Raw genomic sequence first — 13904 nt, 5'->3', positions numbered from 1 at the left:
CAAAGCTTACTAACTTTTCAGCCTTGTATCTCAGAGATGAATTTCGGATAAGGGCTGTTCGTCGACTTTCACTAAGCGCCAACTTAATAGGGAACAGGGACCTTTTCGTACTTTTTCTCGTCATAGACTTTTAGTGTTAGATGTTAATTTAGCAGAGAAAAATTGACGTGTCAATACGTGTTTACCTGCCTTACTATGAATTGAATACCTTTTGCTATCAAACGGTCATGATTATTTAGTGTGCAAAGCCTAACGTGTTGGAGAAGGACTTCACATATCGACAAGAAAACCCAGTTTCGTTCACAGGCAGCCGTATACTAAGTCGGATTTTGTTAATTAATCATACATATAACCCTGCTAGAAAAATCCCTAACGTCTCTTGATAAATTTCATCGAACTGGTCCAAGGGAAGCGGGTTTTTTCCTGAACCCAGTTCAACTGTGAATCCAGGTCTCCGCCATTCCTGAATAAACCAATCCTTATATCCAGCATAGCTTTCAATTGTTTGAACTGATTCGTATCCGCTGACCCTACTGAACTCGTTAACAAGAACTTCAGACTCAGGAGGTTCAAGGTTCTCGTACCCCCAATAAATAACTTCTCCCTGTGTATGAAGAGCGAGTACTCTTGCAAAATCCCGCCTTCTTGTCAGGTCCGCAATTGCAATTGCCTCAGGTTCGGACAAAGGACGCTCACCTCCATAATCTCTTGGACCCGGATTCTTAGGATTACGAGCTCTTTCCCAATCCCAATTGGCAGGAAATTGATCATTCAGATCCACACCCCTTATATTGGCTTTCCAGTCCGAAAAGTCCAAGCTACCATTATTCAATTCAACAACTCTGCTTCGCCATGGCTCATTTGCAGGCGGACCATTTAACACCAAATTAACTCCGTCCGGATTGACCATCGGAACAATGGATAATGTCGTTTGTTGGTAAAGGGGGAATGTGAAAAGACCGCGGATAGTAGTATGGTTCGTTAAGGAAAGCAAATAATCATTTAAAAAGGTCAAAATGATAGGGGTAGTAATCCATTCATTCGCATGAAATGAAGCATTATAATGAACTCGTTTAGTTCCACTACCAACCAAGATTTCTGGTATTTCTCGTTTTAAAACGGAATTTCCGATAGGAGCGGTTTGCAAAAATGGATAAACGGCTAGTAACCTTCTGATATCATTCATCATAATGTCGTAATCAAAATTTTGTTTCCCGTTTATAAGCCTCCAGGTAATCCTCTGAGGAATTTTAATCATCTGTCCAACTTGCAGGCGGTTCGGTGCAAGATTAGGGTTGACAAGAAGAAGTGAATACAAAGGAAGATGTAGTCTTTGTGCGATCAAACATAAAGAATCTCCTGTTTGAATTTTATAATTGGTAGCAACAAATCCAGGGATTTGAATTCGCTGACCTGTCGTAAGTATTTGTGGGTTGATGTTTCGGTTGGAATCGATAATCAGGTGAAGAGGCATCTTGAATACCTGGCTGAAATTCCAAAACGAATCTCCAGGTCTAGCAAATATGTCCATGCATTTCCTCCTCTTAGTTGGAAATACTCAGTAATAAGAGTATGTGAAGTATTGCAATACAATTACATGAAATTACAAAGGGAAATTAAAAATACTATATATGTTGAACAAATGAATATGGCGTATACGCTTTATAAGGGTTTTTGGGAGGTAGTTGAAAAGTCCTGATACTTGGAACAAATTGGAGTTCCCGCTTATACCGCTTCGGCGCTTTGTGGATGCCTCCCGCGATAAGCCAGAAAGGAGACCGCTTTCAGTCTTATCGCTCCGGCTACCACGAAGACGCGCCTACGCTGGATTGTCTATGTGAGAAAGAGCATTTCTTGACTATAATTATATATATTGAATCCGGTATATATACTGAGCGAAGGCGCCTTAACAGGGATAGCAGAAGCCATCCCCTAGCGCTGTAGCGGTTCAATGGGATTCATAAATCTACGTGGAAATGAAAACGATAAACAGGCACTAGGAAAGGTTCCCTAATGCCTGTTTATTTTCTTTAAGCTTTACAGATTTTCATATGAAGTCATCTTATCCATATTACTCGCTACCAGAGCAATGAGTGTGCTCGCCTCTTCTTTTGAAAAGACGAAGCTGCTTTCCTCTTTGTGAAGCTCGTTGCCTTCTGACCAAAAGCGCTTGACCCTTCGAAGAACGCCATCTCCAGTAGCATTGACTACCCCGAATTGATGCGTTATTTCTATTGCATCTTCGATTTGGAAAGCAGTGACTTCAGGTGTTTCCCATTCGACGCTCAGTTCCTCAAACTCTGTATCAGCAATTTCACCAACGTAGTATTCTCCGCTATTGACGGCGTCTAAAACGAACTCCTCGTCAAGATCATCTAGTTCATCATCACTGATGAAATCATGGAAGATATCATGAATAGCGTCAATTATATCCTCAATGTCAGTAAGAATGATTCTGGTTTGCTGTTCGAATTCAAAGTCAAAAGTTTCCACGTAAAACTCTGCGTTATGTGGATCAAAATGAAGGGTACAGAAGTAATCCCTTTCGTCGTCCTCCGTTTCGACAAAAAATTCGATACGAGGATGTTTTGCGCTTTGGTCAATCGACATATGACCGACTTGATCATATTGATCGCAAATTGAATTCAGATGATCATGAAGCTCAGTGGTTACTCTGTTAAACCATTCCATTGACATGCTTTTAACCGCCCCTTTACTTTAATTCTTCATTCAGTTGTATCTTTTCCTAATTCGTGTATTTTATCTAAAGAAAATAAATAAAAAGTGTAAAATGTTCAAATGAAGCAAAAATCATGAAATGGTGCAAATCATATCAACAAAATCACAAGAAATCGTTAGTAATTGGTCGGTCATATAATCAGATGAATACTTGAATTCACGATCGATTCGTTCGATAGTATCGCCCCAGATTGCGCAGGCTTGGTAATTGGCAAACATCATAGAAAGTTTCAGCCGCCAAAATTGCATCTTTGGCGGCTTTTCTCCAGTTAATAAGCCAGCTATTCTTTCATACCAAAGAGCTTCAGCACTCTGTGTACTTATACATTCAGACATCTCGGTAATCGTAATAGAAGTCATTCAATCCGAAGTAATCCAAAAACGCGACTATACAAGTAGTGCTAAGGGGGGAATCAAGTTATTTACTGGTTGATTTGGTTAATCAGCACGTGTGGTAGGTGTTTTTTTATGAAACAATGCATTAGAGTTGCTTAACATATAGATGCAGAATAAAGTAAATAGGTAAGTTGTTGCTGAATAAAAGGAGGAGTTGGGATGCTTTATCTGAATTCAGATCATTTTATGTTGAAACCATTTTTGGCCACTATTCATTGTGAACCGAGCTGGCAATGGAAAAAACGTGATAAACCAATTCCCAACTATGATTTATTTTATGTTTGGGCTGGGGAAGGGACAGTAGTGCTCAATGGTAAGCCCTATAATGTAGAAAAAGGGCATTGCTTTCTTTTTAAACCCGGCGATGAGACAACAGCCACACATAATCCGCAAAATCCCCTCGTGTTAACTTACATTCATTTTGATATAACTGAACCGTTCCAATTGGTACCTTCAGGTCACCGGGTCTTCAAAAATTCCATTACCTTTGAATCGCTTTTAACTCAATATGTTCGATTATTTCTAGTGCAGGCATTTGGTGCAAAAATTGAGGCCCAGCTAATCTTGAAGCAATTGATGATCCATTTATTAAGAGAAGAACGAGGACAAGAAAAACAAATGACTAATACGAGCAATAAATTACTAGAAACGATTCGAGAAATTGCCAATTATATTCAACAAAATCCTGGGTCGCCGCATACGATCAATAGTTTGGCTGAACGTGCAAATCTATCTCAACGGTATTTTTCACAGAATTTTAAACAAGTCATCGGCCATACCGTCAAGTCTTATATTGTCTATTCTCGTATAAAGCGAGCTGAGCATTTATTGCTTTCTACAGGACTCACAGTGACAGAAGTTGCTGATGCTCTAGGATATAACAACATCCATTTTTTCAGTAGACAATTTAAAAAGTACACTGGTAAAAACCCCTCAGAGATACGATAAGCATATTCGGAAATCTACCCATACGTTCAAGAGCCAGGCATTTAGTTGCCTGGCTTTTATGTATTTCATGAACTTTATCTATGAACATAAAAGTGTAAATGTTTGATCAGATAATCTAAATATCTTGGATCCTCTGGCTGATAGTATTGAAAGAGAAAAGGAGTTGAGGAAGATAGCCAATGAGCCAGTAAGTTTTTTTACGAATGTTTATTCAGAGTTGTTGCTTGAGGATTTGCAATACTGGCGAACATAAAAGGGGGAGTATCCAGTACAGTCATGGCGCAAGCATGAACCGCTCTTGAAAGACTTAAGTGCTATTTATTGAGCACGTACGATTATCATTCGTTTCTTATCAAAGTTTCTGGGTTCGGCCTGCTCATGATAGGATCATAGCTCATTGCCTGCCTAAAGCAAATCAACATGTGGCTAAAACATTAACATAGTAACGGTATTGAAAACTGAAAGTGTCCTGGTGCTAGTTCCGCGTCACAAATAAATTAGAAGTATTAAAAAATAGGAGGAGGGAATTTTAGATGGATAACTTATTCTTATTAAATAGTGTCTGGATTATGTTGGGCGCTATTTTAGTCATTTTGATGCAAGGTGGATTTATATTATTGGAAGCGGGCTCGACAAGGATGAAAAATGCCGGTCACATTGCCGGTAAAACTATATTTACATTTGGAATTGCCTCACTTGTTTTTTGGGCAGTTGGTTACGGATTTATATTTGGTGAAAATGGGAACTTTTTTGTAGGGTGGTCTGACTTCTTCTATTCAGGCTATGAAATAGAGGGAAGTACCTATTCGACTGCCGTATTCTTTGTATTTCAGCTTGCATTTGCGGGCATTTCATTAGCAATTGCATTCGGAGGCTTTGCAGAGCGGGCTAAACTTTCCACCTATCTTGTCTTTGCCTTACTGTTCTCAATTATCGTTTATCCGGTAGTAGCCCACTGGATCTGGGGCGATGGATGGTTGGCAGAGCATGGAAAACAGGATTTTGCAGGGTCAACAGTCGTCCATTTAACAGGAGCAATGGCAGCATTGGCAGCTACGATTCTATTGAAGCCAAGAGCTGGAAAGTACAACGTCGATGGGACTGCTAACAACTTGAGCGGACATAACCAGGTTTACACTACTTTAGGTGTCTTGATCTTATGGGTAGGTTGGTTCGGTTTTAACGCTGGAAGTACACTTGGAGTAGAGAATGGATTCTTCGGATTTATTGCCTTAAATACTAGTTTGGCAGCATCAGCGGGAGCGATAAGTGCGTTGCTTATCTCATGGGTTGCTTTAGGGAAATCTGATGTTCCGACAATGTTGAATGGGACATTGGCCGGACTTGTTGCGATTACTGCTTCATGTGCTTTTGTGGAGACATGGGCGTCGGTAATCATTGGCCTTGTTGCCGGAATACTGGTGTTTTATAGTGCTAGATTTTTTGAAAGACGAAAAATAGACGATCCAATTTATGTGCTTTCAGTTCATGGTATTGCAGGCGTATGGGGGACCTTATCAACTGGGTTTTTTGCCTCACCCAGATTGGCAACTGTTGGGCATGAGGGGTTATTCTATGGTGGAGGATTCACTCAACTTGGGGTCCAGTTCATGGGCGTGACCGTATCGGCTGCCTATGCGTTTTGCGTATCCTTCGCAATTTTGTTTGTCATGAAAAAGGTGATGACGGGATTGAGGGTGACGGCAGAACAAGAAACAGTCGGTTTGGACTATAGTGAACATGGAAGCTTCGGATATCCTGAAGCATTATCGATTACAGGGAAACTTGACGAAATGAACACGGTATCTCCGTACGGAATTGAAACGCCTGTTCCTCAACCGATAACATCAAGTTCACTAAAAAAACCACCGAAAAAGGCACTATCAGTCAGTCCTCTTAGCACGCTAAATAAGTAGCCAGGTGATAGTTAAACTGCTTTCTCTTTTGGGAGTTGAACAGGATTACGTAATACCTAGCGTGCAAAGTTTCTTAAATTGCATATTCACAGAGTAGAGGTTAGATATGTAAGTTATATCTAATCTCTATTTCTTTTCTTATTTTAGGAAGTGTTACTTTCTATAGGGGCTTACATGATGTGGAGTATAGGTCTTACTAAAGAACACATTGTACAATCTCCCTCGTTCGTACAAGATCCTATCAACGAAAAAATCAACATTATAAAAGTAGGCAATATAACAGTTTTAAATTTAATAGCAATCACCACCTTATTGTAATAGGAAACAAAATTTCCAGTAAAATGAAAGGGGGAAGAAGGATTTTTCAGTGTTTATCTAATTTTACAGTAACAGAAGAAAGAAATGAATGAATAATTTATTCTTGAATTATGGTAACTTGGTTAGAAAAACAGAATAGTATGCTATAATACATATAACTTTAAAAGAGGAAGGAATGACGTGTGGACAATGAAGTACTAATCTTTTGATTCCGGAAACTGAATTTTTTATTCGAACGGAAAATAGGATTAGTCTGTCCACATTTAAATAAGTTCCTTCCTCTTTGTACGAACAAGAGGCTTTTTAGAGAACTTTGAATTTGGATGAATAATGACTAATCCTTCCGATTTTATGTCGGAGGGATTTTTGTATTCCCTCCGAACTTGGAGGAATGAATATGCTTATTGGAACATTAAATCAAGTATCAGTAGTACATGGTGAAACGGTAATCTTTGATGGAGTGTCTGCGGATATTCCGGAAGGAGCGTGCATTGCGATTGTTGGAGCGAATGGTGCGGGGAAAACGACGCTACTGTCATTACTAGCAGGGGAGAGAGTGCCAACGTCAGGTTCAGTTAATTGGAATGGCAAGTCGCCGTCCATCACCTATTTTAGGCAGGAACAGGAAGACGAAGGGACAATCGATTGGGAACGGGCAGAAACCCATACGTACCGGCGGAAGTGGAAAGTACCGGAGCGTGCTGAATATAGTTCTGCAAGCGGCGGGGAGCGGATGAAGATACGGCTGTCGTCTGCGCTCGCTGAGAAGAGCAGGCTGAACCTTTTGGATGAACCGACGAATCACTTGGACAGTGACAGTCTGGAAGAATTGATCCGGATCATCAATGAGGATGTTGGTACGTATCTGATTGTCTCCCATGATCGGCATTTCATCGACAGGACGGCGGATTTCGTATTCGAAATTGAGCACGGCAAACTGACGGTCTACAAAGGAAACTATACGCAATACCGGAATCTGAAGGACACGAATCGGGAAGTCCAGTTGAAGCATTATGGACAGCAACAGCGAAAGATTGAGCAAGTGGAAGAACAAATCGCCGAGTTGGAAAATTGGTCTGCGAAGGCACATGCGGAATCGACGAAAAAGGGCGGAAGAATGATGGGGGCAAAGGAATACTTCCGGATGAAGGCGAAAAAACGCGATGTCCAAATCCGCTCGAAGCATAAACGGCTAGAAGGGGAATTGGAAAAAGATCGTATTGAGAAGCCTAAAGATGAAATTGGCGTGTCTTTTGACGTCAAAGGTGGGAAGAAAAAAGGGAAGCGAGTCATGGAGTTAAAAGATGTCCGAAAGTTATTCAGCGGGCATGAACTTTTTGCAGACGTCTCGTTTACTGTACAAGCGGGTGAGCGGATTGGTCTTATCGGTCCAAATGGTGCAGGGAAATCGACGCTTTTCCGAATGATACTTGGAGAAGAGAATTATAAAGGAGATCTCTGGAAAACGAACGGCATGACGATTGGTTATTTGAGTCAGACAGCAACGGACTTTCCAAAAGACATGACGATGGCGAATTATTTTCATGTGGATACGTTCCGCGAACAGGGCGTAATCCGTACACATTTGACAAACCTTGGATTTTCAAAGCAACAGTGGGACCTGCCGTTGTCGGACCTCAGTGTGGGAGAGCGGGTGAAGGTTAAATTGATGCAGTTCATTGTTGAAGAAACGGACGTATTGCTGCTGGACGAACCGACGAATCATCTTGATTTACCTTCTAGAGAAGAGCTTGAAAAGACACTGGAGACGTTTCCAGGAACGTTGCTTTTCGCCTCACATGACCGTTATTTCACAGAGCGGATGGCAGACGGGCTGCTTCTATTCGAGCAAGGAACAGTGCGGAAAATACCGCTGACATATGCCGAATGGCAAGAGCGCAGTGCCATAGTGCAACCTGAAAAGACTGCTGATGAACGTTTGCGGCTTGAAACTGAGCTGCAGGCGGTGCTGGGACAGTTGAGTATGATGAAACAAGGGGATAAAAGGTATGCTGACCTCGATAAGGTTTTTAATGAGTTAAGTAGAAAATTAAGGGCATTGAAGTGAATGGAGAACTATAGATGTTGAACAAGTGAATAGGGCGTATACGCTTTACAGGGGCTTTTGGGAGGCCGCTGTAAAGTTCTATTACTTGGAGTGAATTGGAGTTCCTGCTAATACCGCTTCGACGCTTTGTGGATGCCTCCCGCGATAAGCCAGAAAGGAGGCCGCTTTCAGTCTTATCGCTCCGGCTACCACGAAGTCGCGTCTTCGCTGGATGGTCTATGTAGAAAGTGCATTTCATTATCTGGGATGAAATCTGCAAGCTGGAGTATGTCTTTCTTGAATTTAAGTATATACGTTGAATCCGGTATATATATACTGAGCGAAGGCGCCTTAGCAGGGGTAGCCAACCGAACAACGAAGAGTTCGGTTTGTATAATTTCTGCGTTCTTTGCAGAAATTATACAGTTAATACCAAGAGGTTATTCCAGATAGGTTAAAGAATACCTCATCTGGCTTATGGCGGGAGGCATCCCCTAGCGCCGGAGCGGTTCAATGGGATTCATTTATATAGTATCAACTAGTAATCACCTTACAATCTCGCCATATACATCTCGAAATTACATTTCTCTCGATAATGAACACCCTAGCGTAGGCGCGGCGAGAGGCATCCCCAAAGCGCCAAGCGTTCTACAATCCACACCCCGAATTACACCTCTCTCATTATTGAGCGCCACAGCAGGTTCAATGGAATTCTTTAATTCAACATATAATGAAAGTAGTCATTCAAAACAGCGTCTGCCAAAAAGGGACGCTGTTTTTCATTCCATAAAAAAGTTTCAGCATCTAAAGTCGAATACACAAGTTTCTGTAGATAAAACTTTCCGCTAACAAGTAAGAAAAGGTGGTGTCCATTTGGTATAATTTGAGTATAAGTAAAAATGAACGGGGTATGGAAGACCAGTCTTGTCAAAGGGGGAGTAAATTGTGGAACGGTTTCCGGATAGCATTCAATTCTCTTATGAGTGGCGTTCATATCAGAGACGCATACTGAACGAACTGGAAAGTCATCTTGTGAATGGGCATCTTCATCTCGTGGCGCCACCGGGATCTGGAAAAACGGTCCTCGGTCTTGAAGTTATGCTTCGGCTTGATCGACCGACCTTAATTGTTGCGCCGACTGTGGCTATTCGGGCGCAGTGGATGGAGCGGTTCACCGAGCTTTTCCTTGGAGATGAACTACCTACCTGGATGTCGACTAATTTAAAGGAACCTGCATTTGTCACGGTGACGACCTATCAATCGCTACATAGTCTATTCAATAAACGAGAAGAAAAAATAACCGATGACAGTGAAGATCACACTGACGATGAAACGGTAGAAGAATTCATGACGGGAAATGCTGACGATTTGATGCGTAAATTTGATCAGATTGGTTTTGGCACACTAATATTGGATGAAGCCCACCATCTTCGCACATCTTGGTGGAGGACGATGATGGATGTGAAGGAGAGGCTTGGTGAACCTGTTGTCGTTGCGCTAACTGCCACACCGCCTTTCGATGTGAGTGCTGCAGAGTGGCAGCGTTATGTCGCGTTGTGCGGACCGATTGATCTGGAAATATCGGTACCTGAGCTTGTGAAAGCGTCGGAACTTTGTCCACACCAGGATTTTATTCACTATTCAATTCTTGAAGCGGATGAAATGATGCAAATTCTAGAGTTTCGTGACGAAGTGGATAGGTTCATCGAGCAACTGATCGAGGATAAAGAATTTGTGGTGTATCTCGAAAAGCATCCATGGATAGCAGAACCAGAAGCACATGTAGAGCAGATTTTGTCTAGTCCAAGTGTTTTTTCCAGTATGCTTTTGTTCTTGAAAAATAACGGTTCACAAGCATACGCCCATGCCCTGCCTATCATCGGAATGAAAGATGACCAAATGCCGGAGTTGTCGCTTTCTTGGCTTGAAGAGTTGCTTACAGGCTTGCTATTTCAGGTGGATGATAAAGATGTCATTTTAAAGGACATACGAAAACGTTTAACACGAATCGGGGCAGTGGAGCGTCGGAAAGTCGTACTTCTTTCAAATGCGTCCATAAAGAGGGGACTCATACATAGTGCTTCAAAATTAAAGAGTATAGAAGAAATTGTGAAAGCGGAAAAAGCGCTTCTCGGTGAACAGCTCCGCATGGTTATTTTGACAGATTACATTCGAGCTGCGGATATGCCATTAAAAAAGGGGGATGAGCTTCCATTTGCTCGCCTTGGTGTCGTCCCCATATTTGAAGTGCTGCGTAGAAACCTCGGTCCGTACGTTAAACCGGGGATCCTAACTGGATCGATTGTCGTCCTGCCAGTGAGTGCTTGGCCTATATTTGAAGAGGAAGCAAATAACCGCGGGTTGACAGTCGTTGCATCGCCGCTTGAAGTTGATGCGTCCTTTATCCGAATTGAGGTGAGCTCGGCTGATCGGCAACAGATGGTCGCAATAATGACCGAAGTTCTCAAAAGGGGCGGCGTGGATGTACTAACCGGGACGGCCGCGCTCCTTGGTGAAGGATGGGATGCACCTTGCATAAATTCACTTATTTTGGCGTCTAATGTCGGTTCCTTTATGCTGTCAAATCAAATGCGCGGACGTGCGATTCGGACAGATCGAAATGATCAGGCTAAAACATCTTCCATCTGGCATCTGGTCTGTGTGGATCGAAGTGATGCAGGTGGAGGAGCGGACTATGATAATCTAACACGGAGATTTCAATCGCTAATTGGCATAGGAGCAAAGCGAGATATCATTGAAACGGGGATAGCTCGACTGGAGACTGGGGCTCCCCCAGGCACGGTGGAGCGCGTTAATATGTTAAATCATGAAATGGTACAACGTGCGGGCAAACGGGACACTTTTTTCGTCCGTTGGCAAAGAGCCATTGATGGAGGCCGTGAAATGACCGAGGAAATCGTGGCGGATAAACGCTCCTTGCCGCGTCCATATTATTTAGATAACACATTGAGAGGTCTTTTGTGGATCACGGGGTTTATCGCTTTAGAAGCAGTAGTCGATTTCAGCAATCTTTTCCGAAAACTTGGTGCGTTTTCATTCGGAGAAGGAATGGCGATTGCGACAGTGCTCGGCCTCCTTTTTGCAGCACCTTCTTGCTATAAAACGGTGAAGTTGTATAGCAAGCATCCTTCCATTGAAGCGAGTATGAAAGAGATTGCGGAAACTGTCTATGCATCCATGCTTCATGCAGGTGCTGTTACAACACCACTCCATAACAAGATGATCCGAGTGACGCGAGACGGCGGAGGGACATATACATGCTGGCTTGAAGAAGGGACGACGCATGAGAAGACGATCTTCATGACCGCATTGAAGGAATTTCTAGATCCAATTGAAAATCCGCGATACATACTAATACGCAAGGCAGGGAAACTTTGGAAGAGATCTGATTATCACGCTATCCCGCAAGTAATCGGACAAAAGAAAGAATATGTGAGCTTTTTCTTGGAAGAGTGGAAACGCCGGGTTGGAAAGTCAGATTTCATCTACACAAGAACTGTCGAGGGACGTCTTAAACTGCTAGAAGCGCGGATGAAGGCATTATCCAGTTCGTTCGTACCAACAGTAGAACGGACCAGTGGATGGCGGTAAGAAGGCATGTATATGTTGAATTAAAGAATCCCATTGAATCTGTTGTGGTACTCAATGTTGAGAGAGTTGTAATTCGGGGGTCACTGAAAAAGTGCGATTTTCTTCAATGCCGTTGATTTCCGTTCCGAGCGGACGCTTTCCGCGGGCACGGCTTCAGCCTCCTCGTCACTGCGTTCCTGCGGGGTCTTCAGCTCGTGCTGTTCCCGCTGGAGTCGCCGCTCTTCACTACAATCAACTAGTTCTTACTTTAAAAAAGAACTTTTTCAGTTTCCTCTTAATTCGGGGTGTGGATTGTAGAACGCTTGGCGCTGTGGGGATGTCTTTGCCTCGCGAGCGCTAGGGTGTTAATTATCGAGAGAAATGTAATTTTGAGATGTCTATACCGAGATTATAATGTGATTACTAGTTGATACTATTCATAGTCAAGAAAGATGCACTCTAAGTTGCAGATTCCATCACAGATAACGAAATGCGCTTTCTCAAATAGGCCATCCAGCGAAGGCGCGACTTCGTGGTAGCCGGAGCGATAAGACTGAAAGTGATTTCCTTTCTGGCTTATCGCGGGAGGCATTCACAAAGCGTCGAAGCGGTATTGGTAGGAGATCTATTTCATTCCAGTACAAGGGCTTTTTCAATGGCCTCCCAAAAGCCCTTGTAAAGCGCATACGCCATATTCATTTGTTGAACATATTTAGTGTAGTTTTAAGTCGGAGATAGTCGCTAAGAATTAGCTCCAATTGGTGGTAAAGTAAACGAAGAGGTCATGTAAGAAGACTGCAGAATGGAGGCTGTTCATGAAAACGATTACGATTGAAGAGATAGTCAATACGTTTTCCTTGGAAGTGTTAAGCGGACACGACCAATTGCATCGTATTATAAAAAAATCCAAAGTACGTCGTCCAGGATTAGAGTTTATGGATATATTTGATTTTATTGCAAAAGAACATATTCAAATTTTGGGGAAAAACGAAGTTAATTACCTTCATACGCTGACGTTTGAGGAATGTAAGCTTCGGATTGCAAATATTGTTCAATATGCGCCCCCATGTATCATCATTACATCCCAGCAGGAAGAGCCACTGGGCCTGATTCAATACTGTACGGAAGAGAAAATCCCGGTGTTACGTACTCGTGATTCCACGAGTGAATTGAGTGCGAAATTAGATGCGTATGTTGTGAAAGCAATGGCTCCAGAAATTGCAATACACGGCGTTTGCGTCAATGTTTCGGGAATGGGTATTCTACTCCGCGGCAAGTCTGGCGTAGGGAAAAGCGAGACGGCTCATACACTGATTGGTCGGGGACATCGGCTTGTAGCAGATGATGTCGTGGTGTTGAAAAAGCTTAGCCCACAAACCTTGCTCGGCACGCACGACGAAAACAGCAAAGAATTTCTTGCGTTGCGTAGTATTGGTTTGTTAAATGTGGTGCGCCTTTATGGAAGAGCCGCTTTCCAGGATGAAACGCGGATTGCACTGGACATCGAATTAACTAAGTGGAAAGAAAATGACTTGAATAATGAATTAGAGCAGGAAACGAAGTTTGTGGAATACATGGACGTCCAGATTCCGCATATCCAAATTCAACTTCAGCCGGGGCGTGATATCGCAGGTTTGATTGAAGCCGCGGCGAATAACTGGTATTTAAAGCAGCAAGGTTATAGCGCAGTAGAGGAATTCATGAAACGGATTGAGTCAGATACGCCTTAGTATTGAGTAGCAACGTTTGATGGGTTTGGAATAATTAGTAGGAGTACGTAAAAACGTGAAAATGAGTAGAAATTCAAATAGTAACGGGTTCTCTTTTTGGGGGACAAAACAAGTAAATCGCAATCAAAACCACAGACCTATTCGCATTAATGAATAGGTCTTTTTCATTGTCAATAAAGCATGCATTCATATTCAGCATTTGAAATCGCATGATTTTTA

At 42.4% G+C, this 13904-nt stretch carries 8 protein-coding genes; 5 read left to right on the top strand and 3 right to left on the bottom strand.

From position 1 onward, the window contains the following. Nucleotides 1-340 precede the first annotated feature (340 nt). The 3 genes from MKZ26_RS13790 to MKZ26_RS13780 form a co-directional block, all read right to left on the bottom strand. Nucleotides 341-1531 (bottom strand): M14 family metallopeptidase, encoded by a 1191-nt coding sequence (locus tag MKZ26_RS13790; protein WP_340766526.1) that lies wholly within the window; start codon nucleotides 1529-1531, stop codon nucleotides 341-343. Nucleotides 1532-2037: 506 nt separating this feature from the next. Then, on the bottom strand, nucleotides 2038-2697 hold the full coding sequence (locus MKZ26_RS13785; RefSeq protein WP_340766525.1) for a hypothetical protein: 660 nt from the start codon (nucleotides 2695-2697) through the stop codon (nucleotides 2038-2040). A gap of 114 nt (nucleotides 2698-2811) precedes the next feature. Next, nucleotides 2812-3099, bottom strand: coding sequence for a hypothetical protein (locus tag MKZ26_RS13780; RefSeq protein ID WP_340766524.1), 288 nt, complete (start codon nucleotides 3097-3099; stop codon nucleotides 2812-2814). Nucleotides 3100-3294: 195 nt separating this feature from the next. Here MKZ26_RS13780 and MKZ26_RS13775 point away from each other — a divergent pair, with 195 nt between their 5' ends. From MKZ26_RS13775 to hprK, 5 genes are all read left to right on the top strand, one after another. Beyond that, complete coding sequence (locus MKZ26_RS13775; RefSeq protein WP_340766523.1) at nucleotides 3295-4083, top strand: AraC family transcriptional regulator; 789 nt, start codon at nucleotides 3295-3297, stop codon at nucleotides 4081-4083. A 533-nt stretch (nucleotides 4084-4616) separates the two neighbouring features. Continuing rightward, nucleotides 4617-5999, top strand: coding sequence for an ammonium transporter (locus MKZ26_RS13770; protein WP_340766522.1), 1383 nt, complete (start codon nucleotides 4617-4619; stop codon nucleotides 5997-5999). A gap of 715 nt (nucleotides 6000-6714) precedes the next feature. Next, nucleotides 6715-8385, top strand: coding sequence for a ribosomal protection-like ABC-F family protein (gene abc-f, locus MKZ26_RS13765; RefSeq protein ID WP_340766521.1), 1671 nt, complete (start codon nucleotides 6715-6717; stop codon nucleotides 8383-8385). Nucleotides 8386-9309: 924 nt separating this feature from the next. Beyond that, a complete protein-coding gene (locus MKZ26_RS13760) occupies nucleotides 9310-11976 on the top strand; it encodes a DEAD/DEAH box helicase family protein (protein ID WP_340766520.1) in 2667 nt (888 codons plus the stop codon). A gap of 794 nt (nucleotides 11977-12770) precedes the next feature. Continuing rightward, the gene (gene hprK / locus MKZ26_RS13755; protein WP_187046423.1) at nucleotides 12771-13685 is read left to right on the top strand and encodes an HPr(Ser) kinase/phosphatase; all 915 of its coding nucleotides are present in this window, start codon (nucleotides 12771-12773) and stop codon (nucleotides 13683-13685) included. Nucleotides 13686-13904 lie beyond the last annotated feature (219 nt).

The sequence above is a fragment of the Sporosarcina sp. FSL K6-6792 genome (assembly GCF_038004885.1).
Taxonomy (GTDB): domain Bacteria; phylum Bacillota; class Bacilli; order Bacillales_A; family Planococcaceae; genus Sporosarcina; species Sporosarcina psychrophila.
Note: the sequence above shows the minus strand (reverse complement) of the source record. Positions and strands in the feature narration are given on the sequence as shown.